We start from the raw sequence: 24186 nt of genomic DNA, 5'->3' as shown, positions 1-24186 counted from the left end.
GCACTTCCTTGGGGTTGCGCTCGCGGTCATCGGACATCGCGGCGGGCCGGGATCGCCCCTCGGCGACGATCCCCTCCCAGCGCTCAGGATCTGCTCAGGCGGCGGTCGCACCTCCCGCCATCGCGTGCTGGGCCGCGAGCACCAGATACGCCACGTTGGCGGCAGCGGCAACCCCGTAGCCGAGCGCGAGGCCCAGGCGTGCGCGCCGCTCGGACCGGGCCTCGCCGGCGCGGACGGCTCGCAGCGCGAGGTGGCCCAGGACGATCGCGGCGGGGAACAGCAGCGCCACCCCCGCGGCCACGGAGGCGTCGGCGAGCCAGTCGCGGCGCTCGTCCGGACGCCTGCCCAGGTACGGGTGGTACCCGTGCGGGAGCTCCGGATGACCCACATAGCCGAGGTACTCGGAGGAGGCGGGTGTCATGGCGTGTCCTTCCCAGGACGCCGCTCGGGCGGGGCGGTACGGCCGGCCCCTGGGGGTCTGCGCCGTGCGCCCTGGCGGCGCCCTCGCTGGCGGGCTCCACGCTACGGCGGGCGTGTGTCGGCGGCGTGTCCGTCGGGAAATAACTCTGTTACGTCGATGACGGAGTCAGGACGATGCGCGGGTCGCCTTGCCCCGCTTGAGGTCGGCGAGCGCGACGGCCCGTTCGGTGGCGTGGTCGACCATGGGTGCCGGGTAGGTGGGCGTGTCGACCTCCGCGACCCAGCGCTCGACGTAGCGGCGGTCGGGGTCGTAGCGGTCGGCCTGCGCGGACGGGTTGAAGACCCGGAAGAATGGAGCGGCGTCCCTGCCCGTCCCGGCCACCCACTGCCAGTTGAGCTGGTTCTGCGCGTGGTCGTAGTCGAGCAGCGCGCGCCGGAAGTAGTCGGCGCCGCGTTGCCACGGCTGGTGGAGATCCTTGACCAGGAAGCTCGCGACCACCATCCGGACGCGGTTGTGCATGGTGCCCGTCGCGGCGAGCTGGCGCATCCCGGCATCCACCAAGGGGAAGCCGGTGCGGCCGTCGCGCCATGCCATGAACGCCTCGTCGGCGTCCCTGCCCGTGACCCAGGCGTCCTCGGGCATGACGGCGGTGAGCGACTCGTGCTGCGCGTGGGGGTGCCTGAAGAGCACGTCGGCGTGGAAGTCGCGCCAGGCGAGCTCGGACTCGAGCTTGCGCGCGGCATCGCCGCGGACCCGTGCGGTCGCGGCCAGGACGGTCCGCGGGTGGATCTGGCCGTACGCCAGCGGCGCCGACAGGTGCGACGTCGAGTCGAGGTCGGGGCGGTCGCGCTCCTCGGCGTAGCGGGCGAGGTCGCCGCCGACGTACTCGTCCCACGCGTCGAGCACGCGGCTCTCGCGGAACTCGTGCCGCTCCACGAGAAGGTCGTCCGCGTCGCCGTGCGCGGCCTCCTGGTCGAGGTCGATGTCGGAGTCGACGGGGGCGAGGCCCGCGGGATCCGCGCGCTCCGCGGGCGCGGGCCAGCCGTGCTCGCGCCACGCGTGCGAGAAGGGCGTGAACACCTTGTACTCCGTCCCGTCGCCCTTCACCACCCGCCCGGGCGCGACGGCGTACGGGGTGCCGACCAGGCGCAGCTCGCGACCGTCCGCCTCGAGCGCCGCGGCCACCGCCTCCTGCGCCCGGACGCCCGCGGGAGAGGCCTCGCGCGCCGCGAACACGACCCGCGCATCGTGCTCCCGCGCGACCGCGAGCACCACGTCCTCAGCCTCGCCCTGGCGCACGCCGATCGCGCCGCCGGTGTCCTCGCGCAGGCTCCACAGCACGCGCGCGAGGTGGGCGCGCCGGCGCCCGGACCACAGGTGCACGCCGCGGCTCCACGCGAACACCGCGGCTGCGGGGCCGTCCTCCTGGGCCGCGAGGAGCGCGGGGTTGTCGGCGAGGCGCGCGTCGCGCCGGATCCACCACACGGAGGTCATGCCCTCACCAACGCAAGAGGCCCGCCGGTGTGTTCCGACGGGCCTCTCGCGAGTGTGGCGGCGCGACTTAGGCGACGGCCACCAGCGAGTGCTTCTGGACGTGCGCGACGGCGGCGTTCACGAACGCGCCGAGCACCGCGGCCGAGGCCTCGTTCTGCAGCGAGCCGTCGGCGCCGAAGGCGTCCGCGCTGTACTGGAAGAAGGTCTCCGGCTGGCCCATGGTGGGGGCGTCGTAGTGGCCGAGGATCGCACGCAGGTGCTGCTGGGCCGCGGCGGTGCCGGCCGCGCCGATCGACGCGCCCATGATCGCGACGGGCTTGCCCGCGAAGGAGCCCTGGCCCCACGGGCGGGCCGACCAGTCGAGGGCGTTCTTGAGCACGCCGGGGATCGAGCGCGAGTACTCGGGGGTCACGATGATGACGCCGTCGACGTCCGCGATGGCCTGCTTCCAGTCGCGCGCGACCTGCGGGTAGTCCGCGTCGTGGGCGTAGTCGTAGAACGGCAGATCCGTGTACTCGAGGAAGGTGAACTCGACGTCCGAGTCCTGCGCGAGGCCGGGCAGCACGTTGGCGACCTGGCGGTTGATGGAGGCGCCGGCGATGGAACCGACGATGATGCCGATGCGGGTCATGGTGGTCTCCTGTTCAGGGGTGGGTTGGAGGCTCCGACAACGCCGTCGGACGGGCGTCACAACGATGGTGACGCATCAACTATTCCAGAAGATGACTTGTCATCCAAGTGGGCTCGCAGGGGGACGATGCGGCGGCGCGGGCGCCGTCAGGCCGCGGGGGCGCCGGTGGTCGAGTCGAGGTGGGCCATCGCGAAGGTGGGGTCTCCGGTGATCACCAGGGGGTCCGCGGTGGTGACCGAGCCGACGAACGCCGGGATCCCTAGGGCGGGGCTCGTGGGCGCGGGCGCACGCTCCGCGCGCACCGCCGCGACGGGATCGGTGGGGACCGTCGGGATCTGGCCGGAGTCGGCGATCCGCGTGAGGTGCGCGATGTAGCCCGCGGCCGCGCCGAGCAGGGAGTGGGCCTGCGCGTCGAGGTCCGCGCTGTGGCAGCGGCCGTGCGCGCTGAAGTCGCTGGCCTGGACCGCGAGCGTCCGCTCGGGCTGGCCCATGACCTCCGCGCCGGCATCGCTCAGGATGGTGCGCAGGTGGACGAGCGCCATGAAGCTTCCCGCGCGGGGGGCGGCGGCGCCCGCGATGGCGATGGGCTTCCCCGCCAGGGCGGACGGCGAGGCGTGCGCCCAGTCGAGCGTGTGCTTGAGGGCGCCCGGCACCGAGCGCTCGTGAGTCGGCGTGACGATGAGCAGCCCGTCGACCGCGTCGATGGCGCGCTTCCACTCGAACGCCGCGCGCGGCAGCGGCGCGTCGACGTACGGCGCGTGCAGCGGCAGGTCAGGGGGAGTGAGCTCGACCAGCCGGGTGCCGGCCGGCGCGGCCGCGTGCAGGAGCGACGCGAGCAGACGGGTGGTGCGCGCCTGGGGCAGCTGGCCCAGCAGGAGGCCGATGACCGGCATGGGCGGTCCTTCCTCGACATCAACAAAGCGGTGGCGAAGCTCCCGCCCGGATGGCGATTGGGGGCTGTAACGCTCCTGGTGCGCGCGTTGTTCCCGGCGCGCCTGCGTGCTACTCCGGCAGCCCCCGCGAGAACTCCTCGATCCCGTCGCGCAGCAGCTCCGCGGTGCCGTCGCCGTGCTTGTCGTAGGTGGTGCGGAACCGTGCATCGTCCACGTACATGCGGCCGAGGCCTGTATACGCCTCGCGGCCCGGCGTCCAGAACACCGACACCCAGGCGTGGTGGCGCGCGACCACGGCCTGGACCTCGGTGCTCGCCGGGTCCGCGTCCGCCGCCGCGAGAGCCGCCAGCGCCTCCGCGATCGCCTCGTGCTCGGCGAGGTGGGCGCGTTGACCCTCGGCGCTGAGGCCCTTCCATGCGGCGTTGGAGTCGGCCACCGCATCGTCCCCCCAGCGCTCGCGCGCCTCGGGCTCGTAGCGGGCGTGGTCGAAGCCCTCGAACATGTCGTCGGTGGTCATGGGCAGTCCCTTCTCCAGGCGGGTGACGGTGCGCTCGACGGTCTCCGCGAGCGATGCGAAGCGGTCGCGGCGCGCCAGCAGCGCGGTGTGGTGGTCGCGCATGAGCGCGGCGGTGAGCACGGGGTCGTCGGTGTCGACGATGCTCGCGACAGTCTCCAGCGGCACCTCGAGCTCGCGCAGCACCAAGATGTGCTGGAGGCGCAGCAGCTCGGCGTCCCCGTAGTGGCGGCGGCCGTCGTGGCCGGTCCACGCGGGGGAGAGCAGCCCGATCGCGTCGTAGTGACGCAGCGTGCGGCTCGTCACGCCGGTGAGGCGGGCGACGGCGGAGATGTCGAGGTCCATGACCACCACGGTAGAAGTTGACGTCGCGTCAACGTCAAGCGCCCGGCGACCATGAGGTCGCCGGGCGCTTCCTGCGCGGATCGTTACCGCTGCGGGGTGATCGAGAACACTGTCGTGGTGCCCGACACCTCGTTGCCCACGGCGAGCAGCGGGGCGCGCGTCGGCGAGTCCTCGGCCGGGATAAACGCCAGCCCCTCCGGGCCCAGGTCGCCCGCGGCGCCGGTCCCAGGGTCCGCCCCGAAGTCGCGGTTGTTGACGTAGGTGACGAACGCGGCCGCGGCGGGGTCGGTGATGTCGTAGACCATCACGCCGCCGACGCGCTCGAGGCCCACGAAAGCGTAGGTGCGGCCGTCCACCTCGCCCACGGTGACACCCTCGGGCTCGGGGCCCTTGTCGTCCGAGCGGTCATCGAATCCGCTCGCGTCGTTGCTCGCGTTGAAGAACGCGGGCACGGCCTCCGCGGTGATCCGCTCGAAGTCGTCGCCCGAGTCGAACACCTGCGCACCCGACGTGGTCCAGATCGAGAACGACCGGCCGCCGAACGCGTAGAGCTCGTCGTAGCAGCCGGTGCTCGCGTCGAAGCCGGACGCCGTCGACACCTTGAGGCGACCCAGGTCCTTCTTGTCCAGCTGCGCGTCGGTGAGCAGACCGTCGCACAGGAGCCCTTCGTCGGCCAGGTCGGCGACGCGGGTCGACTCCTCGTAGCCGCCCCAGTCGTCGCGGCTGTCGCCCTCGTTGGCGGTCACCAGGTAGGTGGCGCCGTCCACCTCGTACGAGGCGATCGAGTCGGGCATGTAGAGCCCCTTCACCGGGACGGTGCGGATCGCGATCGCCTTGTCCTTGTCGGACGGGTCGATCCCGTTGCCCGCCGCCGAGAAGTCCTTCGCGCCCAGCGAGAAGAGATCGGACACGGTCGCCGACCGCAGGTCGACCACGGCCACCGCGTTCGCCTCCTGGACGGTCACGTAGGCCGTGGCCGATGCGGGGTCCACGGCCACGTACTCCGGCTCGAGGTTCCGCGAGACCGGGTGCCCGTCGCCCACGGTCGGGCCGAACACGCGCACGCCGGCGGGGAGCGCCGCACCTTCGTATGCGTGGAAGGTCGCGGTGCGCACATCCGCCTGCGTCGGGGCCTTCTCGTTCTTGGGAAGCGCGACCACGCTCACCGAGCCCTCGGGGTCGACGTCGAACGCGTCGTTGGGCTCGCCCTCGTTCGCGCTCACCGCGTACGCGCCGTCGGGGGACACCGTGACCATGTCGGGCTGCGCGCCCACGCGGACCGCGCCGAGCGCCTTGCCCTTGCCGTTGGCCTTGAAGAAGGCCAGCCATCCGTCGTCCGTCTTGGGGTCGTTCTCCACTGCGACCACCACGAGCCCGTCCTCGCGCACGGCGACCGAGTTGGCCTCCGCGGTCGCGGGGATGGTCGAGCCGTCGGAGGCGACGATGCCGGCGGTGGTGAGCGCGAAGAGCTCCGTCGGGCGGGACGGGTTCTTCACGTCGAGGACGCGCACGTGGCCGGCCTCGGCGTCGACCGAGAAGAGTCGGCGCGTCTGCGCGTGGAACGCGACGATCTCGGCGGCGGACGCATCGAACACCCCGGTCTCGTAGGTCCCGATCGGCGCGACCGCGAGGGCGGCGCTCGGGGCGGACGCGGTGATCGGGTCGTCGACGATCGCGGCGTACGCGGGGGCGGCGGCGGCCGCGCCGAGCGCGACGATCGCACCGACGGTGATACCGCGGCGGGCGTGCGTGCGGGTGACGGGTGACATGGAGGCCTCCATGGGCTCGGGTAGGGACGATCGCGTTCAACGTAGCGACGCGAAGGTGACGAATCGGGCGCCGACCGGTGAACCCTCGGTGAACCTTCGCGGGCGCGTAGCGTCTGCTCATGGACTACTCGATGGACCCGCCGGCGGCGACAGAGTTCCGCACGCTGTACCTCGCGACGGGCTGGGGCTCGCCCACCGAGGAGCACTGCGCGCGGGCGCTCGCGGGCAGCTGGGCGGTGTGCTCGGCGCGCGACGCCGAGGGAGCGCTGGTGGGGGTCGGCCGGATGATCTCCGACGGGGCGATGCACGCGTATGTCAACGAGATGATCGTGCGCGAGGACGCGCGCGGTGCCGGGGTCGGCGCGGAGATCCTGCGCCGCCTGGTCGCCCTCGCCGCGTCGGCGGGCGTGACGCAGATCCAGCTGTTCGCGGCGCGCGGCCGCGCGCCGTTCTACGCGCGCCACGGGTTCGTCCCGCGCCCCGACGATGCCCCGGGCATGGAGATCCCGCAGACCCGGTAGCGCGCGGATCGGGCCGGGCCTGGCGAAGTCCGCGAACTCACCCGGGCGTGCTCTCGGCAGCGTTGTTCACGCCCCCTCGCCGTTTTCATGCACTTTCGCGGGGGTGGGGCTCGACGGCGCACGCGTCGCGGCGCTACCTCCCGGGCGGACGGGTCGTCGTGCGGACGATCCGTCCGGGTAGGCGCCCTTCGCCGCGGTGCTTCGGACGATGCGTCCGGCATCGTCGGTCTCTTGACCCCCTTGCGCCCCGTCCACGCCCACCCGCGTGCCCGCGAAAGTGCATGAAAACGGCGAGCGGCGCGGAAGGCGGGTCGGCATACCGGCCCGGCAGGGGCATCGTCCCTGCGTCCCTGTCCACGATGCGGCGACGGGGGACCCGCGCATCGTCCTACACTCGGCAACATGACGCAGACCCCCGACATCAAGCCCCGGTCGCGCCAGGTCACGGATGGCCTGGAGGCGACCGCGTCCCGCGGCATGCTCCGCGCGGTCGGTCTCGGTGATGACGACTTCGCGAAGCCGCAGATCGGCATCGCGTCCTCGTGGAACGAGATCACGCCCTGCAACCTCTCGCTCCAGCGCCTCGCGGCGGCGTCGAAGAACGGCGTTCACGCCGGCGGCGGCTACCCGCTCGAGTTCGGCACCATCTCCGTGTCCGACGGCATCTCGATGGGCCACGAGGGCATGCACTTCTCGCTGGTCTCGCGCGACCTCATCGCCGACTCGGTCGAGACCGTGATGATGGCCGAGCGGCTCGACGGCTCCGTGCTGCTCGCCGGCTGCGACAAGTCGCTGCCAGGCATGCTCATGGCCGCGGCGCGCCTCGACCTCGCGAGCGTGTTCCTCTACGCCGGCTCGATCATGCCCGGCCACGTCAAGCTCTCCGACGGCACCGAGAAGGACGTCACCATCATCGACGCCTTCGAGGCCGTGGGCGCGTGCGCCGCGGGTCTCATGTCCGAGGAGGACCGCCTCGCGATCGAGAAGGCGATCTGCCCCGGCGAGGGTGCCTGCGGCGGCATGTACACCGCCAACACCATGGCGTCCGTGGGCGAGGCCCTCGGCATGTCGATCCCCGGCTCGGCGGCGCCGCCGAGCGCCGACCGCCGCCGCGACTACTACGCCCACAAGTCGGGCGAGGCCGTGGTCAACATGCTGCGGCTCGGCATCACCGCGCGCGACATCATGACCAAGGAGGCGTTCGAGAACGCCATCGCCGTGGTCATGGCGTTCGGCGGTTCGACCAACGCCGTCCTCCACCTGCTCGCGATCGCCAACGAGGCCGAGGTCGACCTCACGCTCGACGACTTTGCGCGTGTCGCCGCCAAGGTCCCGCACCTGGGCGACCTCAAGCCGTTCGGCCAGTTCGTGATGAACGACGTCGACCGCGTGGGCGGCGTGCCCGCCGTGATGAAGACCCTGCTCGACGCGGGCCTCATGCACGGCGACGTCATGACCGTCACCGGCAAGACCCTCGCCGAGAACATGGACGAGCTCAAGCCCGCCAAGATCGACGGCCGCGTGGTCCGCGCGCTCAACAACCCGATCCACAAGTCGGGCGGCATCACCATCCTCAAGGGCTCGCTCGCCCCCGAAGGCGCCGTCGTGAAGTCCGCGGGCTTCGACGACGACGTCTTCCAGGCGACCGCACGGGTGTTCGACCGCGAGCGTGCCGCACTCGACGCCCTCGAGGCCGGCGAGATCCAGAAGGGCGACTGCGTCGTCATCCGCTACGAGGGCCCCAAGGGCGGCCCCGGCATGCGCGAGATGCTCGCCATCACGGCCGCCATCAAGGGCGCCGGCCTGGGCAAGGATGTCCTGCTCGTCACCGACGGCCGGTTCTCTGGCGGCACCACCGGCCTGTGCGTCGGCCACATCGCCCCCGAGGCGGTCGACGGCGGCCCCATCGCGTTCGTCCGCGACGGCGACAGGATCACCCTCGACGTCGCCCACGGCACGCTCGAGGTCCTGGTCTCCGCCGAGGAGCTCGAGGCCCGCAAGGAGGGTTGGGAGCCCATCCCCGCGCGCTTCACCAAGGGCGTCCTCGGCAAGTACCAGAAGCTCGTCGGCTCGGCGTCGAAGGGCGCCGTCCTCAGCTGACCCCCGGTCTCGTCTGCTCGCGAGCGCCCCGTCCGGTCCGTCCGGACGGGGCGCTCGTGCGTCAGGGAGGCGCACCCAACCGATACCTCGTCGGCATCGTTATCGACACGAGACCTGGAAGGCGAGGAACCGTCATCCGGTGTCGCTAGGGTGCCGGGCAGGACGACGGCGATCTATCGGGGGGTAGAGATGACGGACGGCAGGGCCGGCTGGCTCGAGGTGCTCAAGGCGCCCAAGGTGTGGATTCCCGCGGCGGCTGCCGTCGCCGTGATCGCGGTGTCGGTCGGCCTCATCATGACGACCGCCGCGCGACGGGACGATGCGGTGGCGGGCGTCGCGGCATCGTCCAGCCCGGCGGCGAGCGCCCCTGTGACGTCCGAGGCCGGCGACGCCGAGGTGGTGGTGGCGGCCGGGTCGTCCACGCCGTCCCCGTCCCCGAGCGCCGAACCGACCGTCGATGGCGCCACGTCCGAGCCGATCCCGGCGGGCGACGATGATCTGCCGTCGACCGCTCTCGCCGCCTGCGCGCCGTCCCCGGCGACGGTGACGCCGATCGCGCGCGAGGACGGGGTGCTCCAGAGCGACGTCGGCGCGACGACCACCGCGGTCACGCCGAAGCCCACGCAGGACTTCTCCGCCTTCGTGGAGCCGGCGTTCTCCGCCGACAGCACCCGTCTCGTGATCCGCGAGACCGGAGAGGGACGCGACACCGTGCGGGTGTTCGACGCGGCCACCATGGGGCAGGTGGCGGCGCTCGTGTCCGAGGACGCGGCGACGTTCGCGTGGGACGCGACGGGCACCCTCCTCGCTACCGCGCGCGTGGTCGACGACTGGCTCGTTGTCGAGCTCGTGGACCCCGCCTCCGGCGAGGCGATGACCCTCGTGCGCTTCTTCTCCATGGAGCCGCAGTCGCTGTCCTGGTCGACCGACGGTGCCTGCCTCGCGCTCTCCTCCCGCAGCATGTCGGTCCCCACCAGTGGCGAGGGCCGGGTCGGCGTGCACAAGATCACGATCATCCGGGTCGCCGACGGACTCTCCAGCCACCTCGGCGGCGGTGCGTTCCCGACGTTCGCTCCGGACGGTGGCCTCACCTTCCGCTCGGCCGAGGGGTCCGGTCCCGTCCGCCTCATGCGGGCGGCGCCGGCAACCTTCGAGGTCTCACCGCTCGGAGCGGGCGCGGGTCTGGGCAACCAGGAGCAGCTTTACGGCTCCGAGATCGTGCCGGCGCCCGACGGTACCGAGGTGGCGTATCTGGACCGAGCGTCCGAAGGACGCGCGCTCCGCATCGCCTCGACCTGGGGCTCGAGCGACCGCGAGGTCGCCGGGCTGCAGGTGTCGCGCGCGCGCATCGTGGGCTGGGCGCCGGACGCCTCGACGGTGATGGTGAAGCGTCATCACGGGAGCCAGCGCACGGATCTGGCGCTGGTCGATGTGGCGAGCGGTCGCATGACGGTGCTCGACGTGCCGTTGACGACCGGGGAGTGGGTGGCGGGCGGTGCCTTCACAGCGGACGGCTCGGGCGTCCTGGTCGCGGTGAACAAGTGGCGCGAGCCGAATGAGCACAACTCCTCCCGCCTGGTGCTCGTGACCGACGACGGCGCGAGCCAGGTCGGCGACAAGCAGCGGGGCTGGGCGCACTCCGCGCCGACGTGGTCACCCTCGGGCACGGTGCTCGTGACGTCCGCCGGCCAAGTCCTCACGAGAGAGGTCGAGCTCGACGGCAGCCTGGTGGTGACCCGCAGGTAGGGACGCCGCCATGCACGTTCGGTGTGGCGCGTCGATCCAGGTAGATGGTGACTGCTACGGTCACGTCGGGCGTCGCGCCCTGCGGTATCGCGCGGGCCTTGAACGAGGCGGTGGACGCCGCCCCGTGAACATCGTGAGGGGGAAGCATGACCACGTTCTATCCGGAGGGTTCCGACCCGGAGGCGGCCGGTCTCCAGGCAGCGCCGGCGGCCGTCGAGCCCGCCCCCGCGCCGGCCCCCGAGAGCGTGGACGTGACGGACCCCGCAGCGCCGCGGACGCGCCGGCGCGGACTCGTCATCGCCGGGGTGGCCTCGGGCGCGGTCGTCCTCGCGCTGGGCGCGGGCGCGGCCTACCTCTACCTGAACCTCGGACGCGGCGCGACCAGCCCTCAGGGCGCGGTTGAGCGGCTCGTGAACGGTGCCGTGGACGGCAACCTCATCGCGCTCGGGGCCGCGATCTCGCCGGCCGAGCGGGACCTGTTCCTCGACATCAGCGACCGCGCGCGCGAGACGCTCGAGGCGACCCTCCCCGAGCCGGAGGCGACAGCTCCCACGGACGTCGACTTCGAGGCGATCCTCGACGCCGTCGAGGTCTCGGTCGCCGACGTCGAGTACGCCACCGAGGAGATCGCCGAGGGCGTGGCCGTCGTGCGCGTCGAGGCGGGCACGGTCACCGCCGACGTGGACAAGGCGCCCTTCGTGGACGCCGTGATGGAGCAGGCCGCGCTGAGCGCCGCCGCCGGTTTCGAGCAGCTGGGCTACGACCAGGCGATGATCGACGAGGAGCTCGCCGCCTCACGCGAAGGCGTCGAGACCTGGGTCGACGAGACCTTCCCGTGGACGTTCGACATCGCGGAGGAGGTCGACGGCTGGCAGGAATCGGACGCCGTCCCGACCGACGCGTCGCCTATCGCCTTCATGACGGTCGAGGAGGGCGGCTGGTACGTGAGCCCCATGCTCACGGTCGCGGAGATGGCGGCTGCGGCCGGGCTCGAGCCGGGCGACCGTGGCGCCGAGATCGCAGACGCCGTGGCCTTCGCGACGCCGGAAGAAGCGGTCACCGGCACCGCCGCGGCGGTCGAGGACTTCTTCGCGACCGGCGACGCCGTCACGCTCGCCTCGGTGCTCCCGCTGCCCGAGCGGCGCATCGTCTCGCTCTACGGCGAGGCGGTCCTGCGCGACGCAATGCCCCTGCCCGTGGTCGCCCTCGACGTCACGGAGGTCGCGGCGACGGTCGACGGTGACGTCGCGTCCGCCGAGCTGGTGGCGTTCGACTTCAGCTTCGACCCCCAGGACGGGCTGTCCGCACCCACATCCGGCACCTACCGCCAGGGCTGTGTCACGGCGGACGGCGCCGGCGAGATCTGCGTCGCGGACATCCCGATGGTCGGTCAGACCGGCATCGACGACATCAGCGTGACGCTGGTGCACGAGGGCGACGGCTGGCTGATGAGCCCGACCATGACGCTGATGGACTACTCGGTCCGCGTCGCCGCGGCCTACAGCGAGATGATCGAGGACGGGGGCCTCGACGGCCTGCTCATGGGGGAGTGAGGGGACGATGCGCGGGGACAGGCCCGCGCACCCGTCGCCCGACGTCTCACTATTCAAGATGGTGAACCACGATATGAGATTAGGTGTCCGTATGGTGACACCCGCCCCGACCCGGGCGTAGAGTCGCATCCATGCAGACGATCCTTGTACGAGTTATCAGGCGCGCGGACCGCGACCGGTAGCCCCGAACTCGTCCGCGCGCTGACCCCGACGCCACCCGGCTGAGGGGTTTCTTCATGCGAGGCGGACGCAGGGACCGCCTTCCCCCACCGATCAGGAGAGAAGATGGCTCAGATCCAGGCCAAGCCGGGCATCCCGGCCGCCCGCATCGCCCGCCAGGCCCCGAGCGCCCCGTCGCTCGCGCGGCCCACGCCGCAGTCGAACCCCGATCCGTCGCTCAACGGCGTCGAGATGACGGGCGCGCAGGCGATCATCCGCGCGCTCGAGTGCGCGGGTGCGACGGAGGTCTTCGGCCTTCCGGGCGGCGCCATCCTCCCCACCTACGACCCGCTGATGGACTCGCAGAAGCTGCGCCACATCCTGGTGCGCCACGAGCAGGGAGCCGGCCACGCCGCCCAGGGGTACGCGCACGCCACCGGCAAGGTGGGCGTCTGCATCGCCACCTCCGGCCCGGGCGCCACCAACCTGGTCACCCCGATCGCCGACGCCAACATGGACTCGATCCCCATGGTCGCGATCACCGGCCAGGTGGGCGCCGCCATGATCGGCACGGACGCGTTCCAGGAGGCGGACATCGTGGGCATCACGGCCCCGATCACCAAGCACAACGTGCTGGTGACGGACCCGGCTGAGATCCCCCGCGCCATCGCGGAGGCGTTCTACATCGCGAGCCACGGCCGCCCCGGCCCGGTGCTCGTCGACATCGCGAAGTCCGCGCAGCAGGCCAAGACCACGTTCCAGTGGCCCGGCCGCATCGAGCTGCCCGGCTTCAACGCCGGCGTGCGCCCCCACCAGAAGACGGTGCAGGAGGCCGCACGCCTGCTCGCGACCGCCCGTCGTCCCGTGCTGTACGTCGGCGGCGGCGTGATCCGCTCCGGCGCCGCAGCCGGGCTGCGCAAGCTCACCGACCTGTCCGGTGCGGCCGTGGTGACCACGCTGATGGCGCGCGGCGCGCTGCCCGACAGCCACCCGCAGCACCTGGGCATGCCCGGCATGCACGGCACCGTGCCCGCGGTGGCGGCGCTCCAGAAGGCCGACCTCATCGTCGCCCTGGGCGCCCGCTTCGACGACCGCGTCACCGGCAACCTCGACAGCTTCGCGCCGCACGCGACCATCGTGCACGCCGACGTCGACCCCGCGGAGATCGGCAAGAACCGTGCCGTGGACGTGCCGATCGTCGGCGACCTCAAGGAGGTCTTCGAGGCGCTGGTCCCCGCCCTCGCCGAGGAGCACGCCCAGCACGGGAAGCCCGACCTCGAGGCCTGGTGGGCGCAGCTCGACGACTGGCGCACCACCTACGCGCTGGGCTACACGCCCACCAAGGACGGCCTGTCGAGCCCCCAGCACGTGATCCAGCGCCTGGGCGAGCTCAACGACCCCGAGACCACCATCTACACGGCCGGCGTGGGCCAGCACCAGATGTGGGCGAGCCAGTTCATCAAGTACGAGCGCCCCAACACGTGGATCAACTCCGGCGGCCTCGGCACCATGGGCTTCTCCGTGCCGGCCGCGATGGGCGCCCAGGTGGGCGTGCCCGACCAGACGGTGTGGGCGATCGACGGCGACGGCTGCTTCCAGATGACCAACCAGGAGCTGGTCACCTGCGCGATCAACGAGATCCCCATCAAGGTCGCGCTGATCAACAACTCGTCCCTGGGCATGGTCCGCCAGTGGCAGACCCTGTTCTACGAGGGGCGCTACTCCAACACGGACCTCCACACCGGCCACGGCACGCGCCGCGTCCCCGACTTCGTCAAGCTCGCGGAGGCCATGGGCTGCGTGGGCCTGCGCTGCGAGTCCGACGCGGACGTGGACGCGACCATCAAGCGCGCCAACGAGATCGATGATCAGCCCGTGGTCGTGGACTTCACGGTGTCGCGCGACGCGATGGTGTGGCCCATGGTCGCCGCCGGCACCAGCAACGACGAGATCCAGTACGCCCAGGGCATCGCCCCCAAGTGGGACCGGGAGGACTGACCCCCATGACCAAGCACACGCTCTCCGTGCTCGTCGAGAACAAGCCCGGCGTGCTCGCGCGCGTCGCCGGCCTGTTCTCGCGCCGCGCATTCAACATCCACTCGCTCGCGGTGGGTCAGACCGAGCACCCGGAGATCTCCCGCATCACCGTGGTCGTCGACGTCGACGAGCTCCCGCTCGAGCAGGTCACCAAGCAGCTCAACAAGCTGGTGCACGTCCTCAAGATCGTCGAGCTCGAGCAGGGCCGCTCCGTGCAGCGCGACCTGCTGCTCGTCAAGGTGCGCGCCGACGCGCGCCAGCGCACCGACGTCCTCCAGATCGTGGACCTGTTCCGCGCCCACGTGGTCGACGTCTCCACCGACTCCGTGGTCATCGAGGCCGTCGGCACGCCCGACAAGCTCGAGGCCCTCCTCGCGGCGCTCGCGCCGCACGACGTCCGCGAGATCGTCCAGTCCGGCACCGTCGCCATCGGCCGCGGCGCCCGCTCCATCACGGAGCGCGCGCTCGACCGCGTCGCCACCGCCTAGGGGAGGGACGATGCGCGGGTGACCCCCGCATCGTCCCTCACCGAAGTCTTCAGATACGTAGTACAAGAAACCGAAGGGATCCCCAGCATGGCTGAGCTGTTCTACGAGAAGGACGCCGACCTCTCGATCATCCAGGGCAAGAAGGTCGCGATCGTCGGCTACGGCTCGCAGGGCCACGCCCACGCGCAGAACCTGCGCGACTCGGGCGTCGAGGTCCACGTCGCGCTGCGCGACGGCTCCAAGTCGATCGCCAAGGCGGAGGAGGACGGCTTCACCGTCCAGAACGTCGCCGACGCGACCGCGTGGGCGGACGTCATCATGATCCTCGCGCCGGACCAGCACCAGCGCGGCATCTACGCGGACGAGATCGCCCCCAACCTGGCCCCCGGCAAGGCGCTCGCCTTCGCGCACGGCTTCAACATCCGCTTCGGCTACATCGACGCCCCCGAGGGCGTCGACGTCATCCTCATCGCCCCGAAGGCCCCCGGCCACACGGTGCGCCGCGAGTACGTCGCGGGCCGCGGCATCCCGGACATCATCGCGGTCGAGCGCGACGAGTCGGGCGCGGCGTGGGCGCTCGCGCTGTCCTACGCCTCCGCGATCGGCGGCACGCGTGCCGGCGTCATCAAGACCACGTTCACCGAGGAGACCGAGACCGACCTGTTCGGCGAGCAGGCCGTGCTCTGCGGCGGCATGTCGCACCTGGTCCAGGCGGGCTTCGAGGTCCTCACCGAGGCCGGCTACCAGCCCGAGATCGCGTACTTCGAGGTGCTGCACGAGCTCAAGCTGATCGTGGACCTCATGTGGGAGGGCGGCATCGCCAAGCAGCGCTGGTCGATCTCCGACACCGCCGAGTACGGCGACTACGTCTCCGGCCCGCGCGTGGTGACCCCCGAGGTCAAGGCGTCGATGCAGGCGATCCTCGCGGACATCCAGTCGGGTGCGTTCGCGACCCGCTTCATCGGCGACCAGGACGCCGGCGCGCCGGAGTTCAAGGAGCTCCGCGCGAAGGAGGAGTCGCACCCGATCGAGAAGACGGGCAAGGAGCTCCGCGCCCTGTTCTCCTGGTCGGCCGCGACGCAGGACAAGGACTACGTGGACGGCTCCGCAGCTCGCTGATCCGTTCCGCTCGACCGCAGGGGAGGCTCCGTCAGGGGCCTCCCCTGCGGCGCTTCTACCAGTCGGAGAGCGTGGGGTATCCCGGGCATGTCGCGTGCCACTCTCCGATCTCGCCGAGGTATCTCGTCCATTCGCTCTTGGTGAGGTTGCGTCCCGCGGCCGCGCAGGCGGCGTCCTTCATGGCCTCGGGGTCGAGGTTCCAGACCGCGATGCCCTGCTCGACGTTGAGGGCGATGGCGAGGCCGTCGGGTCGGAGCAGGCCCGCGACGGTGCCGGGCGCGTTCGCGGAGAGCGGTGCGCCGATCCGTTCGCCGGTCTTGGCGTCGTGGAGCGAGACCTTGCCGTCGAGGGTCGAGATGAGGAGTCGCGTGCCGTCGGCGTTGAGCTCGACGGCGTCGATCGGGCTGGCAGCGGAAAGCGCCCGCCAGATCTGCGGGTTCGACTGGTCGAAGCGCCGCACGTACTGATTGTCGGAGTGGATGCCGATCCCGCTGCCGTCTGGCGCGAGGACGGTGTCGCGCACCTCTGTGGCGGGGTTCCCGATGGTGGCGCCGGTGTCGCCGTCGAGGAACTGCGTGATCCATGCGTACTCGAGATCCTCGGAGACGGCGATCAGCGCTCCCCCGGCGGAGGCGGAGACGTGGGACGGCACGCCGAGCGTGTGCACCGTGGGCCCGATCTGGCGGAACGTCCTGGTGTCGTACGTCCGGAGGGTGTGGTCGTCGAACATCGCGTACGCGCGGGACCAGTCCGGGCTCACCGCGAGGGACGATGCTCGCCGCGGCACCGCGTCGGCGGCCAGCAGTCGTCCGGAGGCGGCGTCATAGACGTCGAACTCGCCGGTGGTGGGGGACCGTCCGATGACCTGGCCGTCGCCGAACCAGGTCATGTCCGTGAGCGCGGCCGGCGCGGCTCGGGTGGGAGAGGCCGACGCGACGTCCCAGACTCGGTAGGCCCGGAAGTCGCCGGCGGCGTTGGCGACGGGGTCGCGGCTCACGGTGATGAGCTGCGTGCCCTGCGCGCCCCATCGGTCCACCGCTTGGCGACCCGGCGCGACCACCTCGGTGATGGGTCCCGTGCCGTCGAGGCTCCAACGGGAGAGCACGGCGTGGTCCGCGGCGAACGCGGTGAGCGTCGTGTCGTCGTCGCTGAGCGCGAGTGCGCTGACCGCGCCGTGCTGGGTGGTGCGGACGGTGTCGGTGGGGTCGCCCGTGCTCAAGGAGTAGCCACGGATGGTGCCCGAGGCGCTGCCGCAGTAGAGGACGCCGCGCTCCTCCGCCACCGCGACGGCCTGGCAGGCGCCCGGATCCATGACCTCGTGCAGGCGTGTCCACCGCACGCGCCCGGACCGGAGGTCGATCGCGACCAGGCCCTCGTCGCCCGCAGCGATCACCGTGTCATCGTCGACGAGCGCGATGGCGGTGTTCGAGCGGAGTGCGGGTGACGCGTAGGTGCGCCGAACCTTGCCGCTGGCAGCCTCGACCATCAGCACGTCGCCCTTCGCGCTCGTGATCAGCGCCGTGGCGTCGTCGAGGAACGCCGCACGCCCGGGCGAGCGGGTCGCCGGGGACTGCGGCCTCGCGACATTCACGGCCGCCGTCACGCGGCCGGTGGCCACCTCTCTCAAGGTGATCGTGCCCGAGCGATCGTCGGTCACGGCAACGTAGGTGCCGCGTGTGCTGACCGCGACCCCCGACGACGAATCGTCGTTTCCCCCGATCACGCGCACGGTGAGCTCTGCTCCGCGACCGAGGTCGTAGGTGGCGAGCACCAGCTTCCAGGGCGCCGACGACTGCGCCAGCTGCGACCACCCCACCAGGACCGCGCGGGTGCCGTCGGAGCTGACGGCCACCTCAGGTGCCGCTCCCGGCGGCCACTCGACGGTGGTCGGGATCCTGTGCTCGACCTCGTGGGAATCGAGGTCGGTCACCAACAGCCAGTCCGAGGTGGCGAGGATCGCGTGGCGGTCGTCGCCGACGAGCGCCACGTTCGGGGCCTGGTCGACATCGAGGCTCTTGGCGTAGTTGAGGTCACCGAGGAAGCTCGGCTCTGCGGCGAACGCGGTCAGGAGCGCGCCTTGCGTGGCGGGATCCTTGGGCCACCGTTGGTACGCCTCGACGGCGAGCAGCAGCCCGATGGTGCGGGAGTGGTCCATCGCGGACGCGAAGTCCTTGGTGAGCGCCTCGAGCTGCGCCTTCTCCGTCTGCTGATCCGCCGTGTGGCCGCTGCTCTCCGCGAACTTGTAGGCGATCGTCGCGGCCGCCAGGCCCACGAGCGCGGTGACCGCGGCCGCGGCCGCCCACCAGCGCATCGTCCTCACGCGTCTCCGCGCTCTCGACTCCCGCCGCTCGGCCTCGTCGGCGGCGGCCCGCGCGGCCGCCTCTGCCTCACGTGAGGCCGCGAGGAAGTCGCTCTCCAGCGGCGTCAGGGAGCCTTCGGCACCTGCCGCCCAGTCCCAGGCGAGCGCGAGGCGTGGACCTCGATACAGGTCCGAGTCCAGCCTGCCGAGCGCATCCCAGGTGGCCGCCGCGGTCGACAGGTGCCCGAGCACCCGCTGCCCTTCCATGTCCGACTCGAGCCATCCCTGCAGGCGCGGCCATGCGTGGACCAGGGACTCGTGGGCGAGCTCGAGATGGTGCTCGCGCGATCCGAGGAGCCGCGCCTGCACCAGGCGGCTCACCACGCGTTCAAGGTCGGGATCCGTGAGCGTGCGCACGTCGACCGGGTGCGCGACCACGGCGCCCGTCTCCGTGAGGGTGACCAGCCGCCGGAGGATCATCGCGCATCGGCGGCGATCCTCGACCGTGAGATTGGTGAACAGCAGCTCGGCGGAGCGTGCGACCGCCCCCCGCAGGCCGCCGGACGCGGTGTAACCGTCGATGGTGAGGGTGGAGCCCTCGCGGCGATGCCACGTCTCGGCGAGGGCGTGCGACAGGAGCGGGAGCGCACCGGCGGCGGCCTCCGCGTCGGCGAGCACCACGTCGGCGAAGCCATGCTCGAGGGTCAGGTGGGCGTGGCGTGCCGGCTCCTCGATCGCCGCCCGCAGCCCGGCGCCGCGCAGCGGCGTGACCAGGTGCAGGCTCGACAGGACCAGCGGCCCGATCGCGGGATCCGCCGCGCACGCGTCGAGGTGGTCGGACCGCAGCGCGATGGCGATGCCGCCGCCGCGCCGATGGTGTGCGGCGAGCGCCTCGCACACGGCGCGGGCGTTGTCTTCGCGCAGCGCTGGGGAGAAGACGGTCTCGAACTGGTCGATCGCGATGGTCGCGTGGGCGGGGGAACGCTCGATGGTCTCCGCGGACACGCTCGCGGCGGACGCCTCCACGATGACGGTGCCGCGGGCCGCGAGCGCCGGCTGCACACCGGCGCGCAGCAGCGACGACTTCCCGGTCCCTGACGCGCCCGCAAGGACCAGGAACCGCATGCGATCGAGTGTCGAGATCGCGCGCGCGATGTCGGCGTCACGCCCGAAGTACACCTCCGCGTCCCCGGGTTCGTACGCGCTGAGCCCCTTGTACGGGCAGCTGTCGTCCGGCGCCACGACGGGCGGTGCGACCGACAGCTCCGGGTCGTGGCGGAGGATCGCCCCCTCCAGGCGGACGAGTGCCGGCGACGGGTCGAGGCCCAGCTCGTCCATGAGAACTGCGCGGGCACGTCGCAGCGCCGCCAGCGCATCGGCCTGGCGCTCGCACCGGTACAGCGCGGTCGCGAGCGAGAGCCACCGCGACTCCCGCAACGGCTCGGCGGAGGCGAGCGCGGCCGCCGCCGACGCTACGCCGCGGTGGTCGCCCGCGGCGAGGCGCTCCGCGAGCAGATCGTCCTCGGCCTGCAGCCTCATCGCGCAGAGCCGCTCGATCTCGACCGTCGCGGGCGGCCAGTCAGCGACCGTCGCGTAGGGCTCGACGCAGTTCCACAGCCCGAGCGCGCGCTCGAGCGCGATCGCGGCGCGTGCGTGCTCACCATCATGGGAGAGCGCCGCGGCACGGGCGACCTCGTCCTCGAACACGTCCACGTCGACCGCGCCGCGGGGGAGCTCGAGCCGGTAGGCACGGCCGACGGTCTGGATCGCGGCGTTGCCGAGAGCGCTACGGAGCCGCCAGATCGCCGCCTGGATCTGCTTGGCCCACGTCGCAGGCGGGCCGCTTCCCCAGACCGCTTCGGCGATCACGTCGGGGCTCACGGCGGCGGGCCGTTGGACCAGCAGGGCGGCAAGGACTGCGCGCTCCCGCCGATTGTGGTGGGGTGCCTCCGTGCCGGCGGTCTCGCCGAGGACCTCCACGGTCACGCCCTCAGTTTTCGCGCGTCGCGACCGAGGGTCAAGCGGTGTGGACGGCCCGGACACCGCCGGAATACCGCGCGATACCGCCCGGATGGTGCGTGGTGGTGCCGTGGAGGCGTCCTCGGAAGGAGGCGCACCATGTCACACCGCATCCACATCTCGCACCCCGGCCACGTCGCGCTCGCCGTGACGGCCGCTATCCTCGCGCTCATCGTGGGAGCCGCGATCGGCGCCACCATGCGCTCCGGGATGGAACCGAAGCCCGGAACGGGTCCCCACCTGCCCGACATCATCACGCGCGTCCAGGCGGTCTCGTACGTGCCCGAGCGGTCCTCCCAGTTCGTCGTGCCCGAGAGGCACTCCCAGTTCGGAGTTGCGGACAACCTGTCTCCCCTGCACCCGGAGCCGCTCACACTCAACGGTGTCGTCCCGATGGTGGCGACGGACCCCATGACCGGCGGCCTGCCCGACTACGCGGTCGAGGGGTGGCACGCGCTGCCCGCTGCGAACCCGCTCGGCTACCAGCCCATCTCGGGTGGCGTTCCCACGTACGCGATCGACACCTACGAGCCGATCAGCGGCGGCCTGCCGGACTACGCCAAGCGCACATACGAGCCCATCGGTGGAGGGCTGCCCGTCTACGCGGAGTAGTCGATTCGATCGGAGTTCGCCGCACGTGGGTGCTCTCACGCAACCCTGCGGCGGGCCTCGACCGTCTTATCCATGGGCGTCGGTGCTCGCCGCAGGGAGTGCCGGTAGGGGAGGGCATCATGCGAGTCGGGCACGGTTCGGACAACCCGAACGTCACGTGGCTCCTTGGTGAGGTCGACGATGACCCGGCGGAGTCACACCGGGAGCGGCGCCTGCCCGCGGGGACCCGGGCGAGGGTCCTGTGGGCGGTCGCGTGGCTAGCCGCCGGGGGCATCCTCGGAATGGTGACCGCCGATCTCACGCGACCGGCCGCGGCCGATTCGGGCGCCGCGGAGTGTGCGAGTCCGTCCGGGACCGGGACCGGGACCGGGTGCGTCGCGGACCTCGCGCCGGGCGAGCGTGCCTCGAGCGCGTTCGTGCCCGGCGTCGAGCTCGACGTGCCCGGGGGATGGACCATCGACACGGACACGCTCGACTCGTTCGTGGTGAGGTTCACGGACGGCACCGCCATGGTCGACAGCGCAAGGCCGGCGGTCGGGGTTCACCGGGACGCGCGCGCCGTGGTGGACGGCTGTGTCGAGACCGTCGAGGCGCGTGCTGGGGGAGCGGACGAGCTTCGCGCGGCCATCCACCACAACTCTGGCGTGCGGGTGGTGCGCGAGCGTCGCGTCGCCCTCGGCGGGCTCGCCGGATGGCTCGTGGATGTCGCGCCCGCCGAGGAGTGGCCGGGGGCCTGCGCGTGGTCGTCGGCTGCACCCGCGGTGGCCGTGCTCGCGTTCGGGGCGGGGGCGCAGCCCACCCGGTACGCGGCGCCGGGGCGGGGCCTGCGCCTCTATCTCCTGGACTGGGGCGGCGGAAACGTGGTCGTCGAGCTGCTTGGTGCGGCAGGTGGTGAGAGTTCTGGCGATCTCGCGCGCGCCACGCAGCGCATGGTCGACGCCCTTCGCTTCGAGGACCCGAGGTAGCGCTGCCGCACCACCGGGAGCGCGGATCCATCGCCGCCACGCCAGCGTCTCGCGATGCGAGACGCTGGCTTCAATATGTGGACATGTGCCCTAGGATGAGCAGCAACACCGCCACTCGATCGAGGGAGAGCCCATGACCACGTATCGTCTCGCAGTCGTCGCCGGTGACGGCATCGGACCCGAGGTCGTGGCCGAGGGGCTCAAGGCCCTCGCCGCCGCCACCGAGGGCACGGACATCACGTTCGAGACCACCGAGTTCGACCTGGGCGCCAAGCGCTGGCACGCGACGGGGGAGACCCTGACCGACGCCGACCTCGCCGCGATCAAGGGCCACGACGTGATCCTCCTCGGCGCCATCGGCGACCCGACCGTCCCGTCCGGCGTCCTCGAGCGCGGCCTGCTCCTTAAGCTCCGCTTCGAGCTCGACCAGTACGTCAACCTCCGCCCGTCGCGCCTGTACCCCGGCGAGGTCTCGCCGCTGAGCGACCCGGGCGACATCGACTTCGTGGTGGTCCGCGAGGGCACCGAGGGCCCGTACGTGGGCAACGGCGGCGCGCTGCGCGTCGACACCCCCCACGAGATCGCCACCGAGGTCTCCGTCAACACCCGCCACGGCGTCGAGCGCGTGGTCCGCTACGCCTTCGACGTGGCCGCCAAGCGCGAGCGCAAGCACGTCACGCTGGTCCACAAGCACAACGTGCTCGTCCACGCCGGTCACCTGTGGCGCCGCACCGTCGAGGCCGTCGCGCCCGAGTTCCCCGACGTCACCTGGGACTACCTGCACGTCGACGCGGCGACCATCAAGCTCGTCACGGCCCCCGCATCGTTCGACGTGATCGTCGCCGACAACCTCTTCGGCGACATCCTCACGGACGAGGCGGCCGCGATCTCCGGCGGCATCGGCCTCGCGGCGTCCGGCAACGTCAACCCCGACAAGACCGGCCCGTCGATGTTCGAGCCCGTCCACGGCTCCGCCCCCGACATCGCCGGCCAGCAGAAGGCGGACCCCTCCGCCACCGTCCTGTCCGTCGCGATGATGCTCGACTTCCTCGGCTACCAGGACCTGGCGGCCAAGGTCGAGCAGGCCGTCGCGGACGATGCCGCGGCCAAGACCGCCGAGGGCTGGGGCCCGCGCTCCACCTCCGAGGTAGGCGACGCCCTCGCGGCCCGCATCCGCGGCTAACCTCGCCCGCACGCCGTCGCCTTGGGGGCTCGCACACGCGTTGTGCGAGCCCTCAGGCGTCACCGGGGAGCAACGCTCCCAGTACTCTCAACTGAACCCGCACTCACAGGAAGGCCAAGACAGTGACCGACACGACCGCATCGTCCACCGCGGAGGCCTTCCGGGTCGTCCGCAACCCCAACCCCGCGACGGATGCCGAGCGCGCCGAGCGTCTCAAGGACCTCGCCTTCGGTACCCGCTTCACGGACCACATGGCACGCATCACGTGGACGTCGGACGAGGGCTGGGCCGATCGCCGCGTCGAGCCCTACGGCCCGCTGCTGCTCGACCCCGCCGCGTCCGTGCTGCACTACGCGCAGGAGGTATTCGAGGGCCTCAAGGCGTACCGCTGGGCCGACGGCTCCGTGCGCACCTTCCGCCCCGAGAAGAACGCCCAGCGCCTCCAGCGCTCCGCGTGGCGCCTCGCGCTCCCCGAGCTCCCCACCGAGGACTTCATGGCCTCGCTGCACGCGCTCGTCGAGCTCGACCACGAGTGGACCCCCACCGCGCCCGAGACCTCGCTCTACCTGCGCCCGTTCCTCATCGCGACGGACGTGTTCCTGGGCCTGCGCCCCTCGAAGCGCGTCGAGTACCTGCTCATCGCCTCTCCGTCCGGCCCGTACTTCAAGGGCGGCGTGAAGCCCGTGAGCATCTGGGTCGAGCGCGACTTCCACCGCGCGGGCCCCGGCGGCACCGGCGCTGCCAAGTGCGGCGGCAACTACGCGGCGGCGCTGCGCCCGCAGATCGGCGCCTCGGAGCGCGGCTACGACCAGGTGCTCTTCCTCGACGCGCGCACCAACGCCGTGCTCGAGGAGCTCGGCGGCATGAACGTGTTCGTGGTCCAGAAGGACGGCACCGTCCTCACCCCGATCATCAACGGCAACATCCTCGAGGGCGTGACGCGCTCGTCGATCATCCAGCTGCTCGAGGACCAGAACCTCAAGGTGGTCGAGCGCGACGTCACGCTCGCGGAGCTGCGCGACGGCATCGAGTCGGGCGAGGTCGCGGAGATCTTCGCGTGCGGCACGGCCGCCGTGGTGACGCCGGTGGGCCGGATCGGCGGCGAGGGCTTCGAGGTGACCGTCGGCTCCGGCGACGCCGGCCCCGTCACGCTGGCCACGCGCCAGCGCCTCACCGACATCCAGTACGGCCGCGCCGAGGACGTCTACGGCTGGATGTACCGCATCCTCTGACGGGACGATGCACGCGCCGGGCGCGCGCCATGCTCGCGTCCGGCGCGTCGCGCCTGCAAGATGGGTGGCGGAGCCGCATTCAAGGA

At 71.9% G+C, this 24186-nt stretch carries 18 protein-coding genes; 11 read left to right on the top strand and 7 right to left on the bottom strand.

The window, feature by feature from the left end:
* Window positions 1–94: 94 nt before the first annotated feature.
* The 6 genes from AOM01_RS07175 to AOM01_RS07150 all read right to left on the bottom strand — a co-directional run bounded on the left by AOM01_RS07175 (window position 95) and on the right by AOM01_RS07150 (window position 6067).
* The gene (locus AOM01_RS07175) at window positions 95–421 is read right to left on the bottom strand and encodes a hypothetical protein (RefSeq protein ID WP_062291144.1); all 327 of its coding nucleotides are present in this window, start codon (window positions 419–421) and stop codon (window positions 95–97) included.
* Window positions 422–586: 165 nt separating this feature from the next.
* Window positions 587–1915 (bottom strand): cryptochrome/photolyase family protein, encoded by a 1329-nt coding sequence (locus tag AOM01_RS07170; protein WP_062291142.1) that lies wholly within the window; start codon window positions 1913–1915, stop codon window positions 587–589.
* A 67-nt stretch (window positions 1916–1982) separates the two neighbouring features.
* Window positions 1983–2546: an NADPH-dependent FMN reductase gene (locus tag AOM01_RS07165; protein WP_062291139.1), complete on the bottom strand. Its 564-nt coding sequence runs from the start codon at window positions 2544–2546 to the stop codon at window positions 1983–1985.
* A 146-nt stretch (window positions 2547–2692) separates the two neighbouring features.
* Window positions 2693–3439, bottom strand: coding sequence for an NADPH-dependent FMN reductase (locus tag AOM01_RS07160; protein ID WP_062291136.1), 747 nt, complete (start codon window positions 3437–3439; stop codon window positions 2693–2695).
* 109 nt (window positions 3440–3548) lie between these two features.
* Window positions 3549–4298 carry a MerR family transcriptional regulator gene (locus AOM01_RS07155; protein ID WP_062291134.1) on the bottom strand — a complete coding sequence of 250 codons (750 nt, stop codon included), beginning with the start codon at window positions 4296–4298 and terminating at the stop codon, window positions 3549–3551.
* Between the two features lie 83 nt (window positions 4299–4381).
* Window positions 4382–6067, bottom strand: a complete 1686-nt coding sequence (locus tag AOM01_RS07150; protein WP_187330981.1) for a choice-of-anchor I family protein — start codon at window positions 6065–6067, stop codon at window positions 4382–4384.
* A gap of 119 nt (window positions 6068–6186) precedes the next feature.
* Here AOM01_RS07150 and AOM01_RS07145 point away from each other — a divergent pair, with 119 nt between their 5' ends.
* From AOM01_RS07145 to ilvC, 7 genes are all read left to right on the top strand, one after another.
* A complete protein-coding gene (locus AOM01_RS07145) occupies window positions 6187–6588 on the top strand; it encodes a GNAT family N-acetyltransferase (RefSeq protein WP_062291132.1) in 402 nt (133 codons plus the stop codon).
* A gap of 402 nt (window positions 6589–6990) precedes the next feature.
* A complete protein-coding gene (ilvD, locus tag AOM01_RS07140) occupies window positions 6991–8688 on the top strand; it encodes a dihydroxy-acid dehydratase (RefSeq protein WP_062291130.1) in 1698 nt (565 codons plus the stop codon).
* Window positions 8689–8877: 189 nt separating this feature from the next.
* A complete protein-coding gene (locus AOM01_RS07135; RefSeq protein WP_062291128.1) occupies window positions 8878–10434 on the top strand; it encodes a TolB-like translocation protein in 1557 nt (518 codons plus the stop codon).
* Window positions 10435–10580: 146 nt separating this feature from the next.
* Window positions 10581–11987: a hypothetical protein gene (locus AOM01_RS14360; protein ID WP_062291125.1), complete on the top strand. Its 1407-nt coding sequence runs from the start codon at window positions 10581–10583 to the stop codon at window positions 11985–11987.
* 285 nt (window positions 11988–12272) lie between these two features.
* Window positions 12273–14144: an acetolactate synthase large subunit gene (locus AOM01_RS07125; protein WP_062291123.1), complete on the top strand. Its 1872-nt coding sequence runs from the start codon at window positions 12273–12275 to the stop codon at window positions 14142–14144.
* Window positions 14145–14149: 5 nt separating this feature from the next.
* Complete coding sequence (ilvN, locus tag AOM01_RS07120) at window positions 14150–14671, top strand: acetolactate synthase small subunit (RefSeq protein ID WP_062291120.1); 522 nt, start codon at window positions 14150–14152, stop codon at window positions 14669–14671.
* An 87-nt stretch (window positions 14672–14758) separates the two neighbouring features.
* The gene (gene ilvC / locus AOM01_RS07115) at window positions 14759–15790 is read left to right on the top strand and encodes a ketol-acid reductoisomerase (RefSeq protein WP_062291117.1); all 1032 of its coding nucleotides are present in this window, start codon (window positions 14759–14761) and stop codon (window positions 15788–15790) included.
* Between the two features lie 55 nt (window positions 15791–15845).
* Here ilvC and AOM01_RS07110 read toward each other — a convergent pair whose 3' ends face one another.
* A complete protein-coding gene (locus tag AOM01_RS07110) occupies window positions 15846–20075 on the bottom strand; it encodes an nSTAND1 domain-containing NTPase (RefSeq protein ID WP_062291114.1) in 4230 nt (1409 codons plus the stop codon).
* A gap of 132 nt (window positions 20076–20207) precedes the next feature.
* On the opposite strand from AOM01_RS07110, the gene AOM01_RS07105 reads away from it, so the two are divergent.
* The 4 genes from AOM01_RS07105 to AOM01_RS07090 all read left to right on the top strand — a co-directional run bounded on the left by AOM01_RS07105 (window position 20208) and on the right by AOM01_RS07090 (window position 24100).
* The gene (locus AOM01_RS07105) at window positions 20208–20720 is read left to right on the top strand and encodes a hypothetical protein (RefSeq protein ID WP_062291111.1); all 513 of its coding nucleotides are present in this window, start codon (window positions 20208–20210) and stop codon (window positions 20718–20720) included.
* A gap of 284 nt (window positions 20721–21004) precedes the next feature.
* Window positions 21005–21685, top strand: coding sequence for a hypothetical protein (locus AOM01_RS07100; protein ID WP_156155882.1), 681 nt, complete (start codon window positions 21005–21007; stop codon window positions 21683–21685).
* Between the two features lie 133 nt (window positions 21686–21818).
* Window positions 21819–22868, top strand: coding sequence for a 3-isopropylmalate dehydrogenase (locus tag AOM01_RS07095; RefSeq protein WP_062291105.1), 1050 nt, complete (start codon window positions 21819–21821; stop codon window positions 22866–22868).
* 122 nt (window positions 22869–22990) lie between these two features.
* Window positions 22991–24100: a branched-chain amino acid aminotransferase gene (locus tag AOM01_RS07090; protein ID WP_062291101.1), complete on the top strand. Its 1110-nt coding sequence runs from the start codon at window positions 22991–22993 to the stop codon at window positions 24098–24100.
* The last annotated feature ends 86 nt before the right edge of the window (window positions 24101–24186 follow it).

It is taken from the genome of Demequina phytophila (genome assembly GCF_000971135.1).
Classification (GTDB): domain Bacteria; phylum Actinomycetota; class Actinomycetes; order Actinomycetales; family Demequinaceae; genus Demequina; species Demequina phytophila.
This window is presented reverse-complemented; position numbering and strand designations above follow the sequence as displayed.

What these genes read in the sequence shown, in the direction of transcription:
- AOM01_RS07170 (WP_062291142.1), bottom strand. Translation starts at nt 1,915, where the DNA reads ATGACCTCCGTGTGGTGGATCCGGCGCGACGCGCGCCTCGCCGACAAC.
- AOM01_RS07160 (WP_062291136.1), bottom strand. Translation starts at nt 3,439, where the DNA reads ATGCCGGTCATCGGCCTCCTGCTGGGCCAGCTGCCCCAGGCGCGCACC.
- AOM01_RS07175 (WP_062291144.1), bottom strand. Translation starts at nt 421, where the DNA reads ATGACACCCGCCTCCTCCGAGTACCTCGGCTATGTGGGTCATCCGGAG.
- AOM01_RS07150 (WP_187330981.1), bottom strand. Translation starts at nt 6,067, where the DNA reads ATGTCACCCGTCACCCGCACGCACGCCCGCCGCGGTATCACCGTCGGT.
- ilvD (WP_062291130.1), top strand. Translation starts at nt 6,991, where the DNA reads ATGACGCAGACCCCCGACATCAAGCCCCGGTCGCGCCAGGTCACGGAT.
- AOM01_RS07125 (WP_062291123.1), top strand. Translation starts at nt 12,273, where the DNA reads ATGGCTCAGATCCAGGCCAAGCCGGGCATCCCGGCCGCCCGCATCGCC.
- ilvC (WP_062291117.1), top strand. Translation starts at nt 14,759, where the DNA reads ATGGCTGAGCTGTTCTACGAGAAGGACGCCGACCTCTCGATCATCCAG.
- AOM01_RS07135 (WP_062291128.1), top strand. Translation starts at nt 8,878, where the DNA reads ATGACGGACGGCAGGGCCGGCTGGCTCGAGGTGCTCAAGGCGCCCAAG.
- AOM01_RS07155 (WP_062291134.1), bottom strand. Translation starts at nt 4,298, where the DNA reads ATGGACCTCGACATCTCCGCCGTCGCCCGCCTCACCGGCGTGACGAGC.
- ilvN (WP_062291120.1), top strand. Translation starts at nt 14,150, where the DNA reads ATGACCAAGCACACGCTCTCCGTGCTCGTCGAGAACAAGCCCGGCGTG.
- AOM01_RS07145 (WP_062291132.1), top strand. Translation starts at nt 6,187, where the DNA reads ATGGACTACTCGATGGACCCGCCGGCGGCGACAGAGTTCCGCACGCTG.
- AOM01_RS07105 (WP_062291111.1), top strand. Translation starts at nt 20,208, where the DNA reads ATGTCACACCGCATCCACATCTCGCACCCCGGCCACGTCGCGCTCGCC.
- AOM01_RS07095 (WP_062291105.1), top strand. Translation starts at nt 21,819, where the DNA reads ATGACCACGTATCGTCTCGCAGTCGTCGCCGGTGACGGCATCGGACCC.
- AOM01_RS07165 (WP_062291139.1), bottom strand. Translation starts at nt 2,546, where the DNA reads ATGACCCGCATCGGCATCATCGTCGGTTCCATCGCCGGCGCCTCCATC.
- AOM01_RS14360 (WP_062291125.1), top strand. Translation starts at nt 10,581, where the DNA reads ATGACCACGTTCTATCCGGAGGGTTCCGACCCGGAGGCGGCCGGTCTC.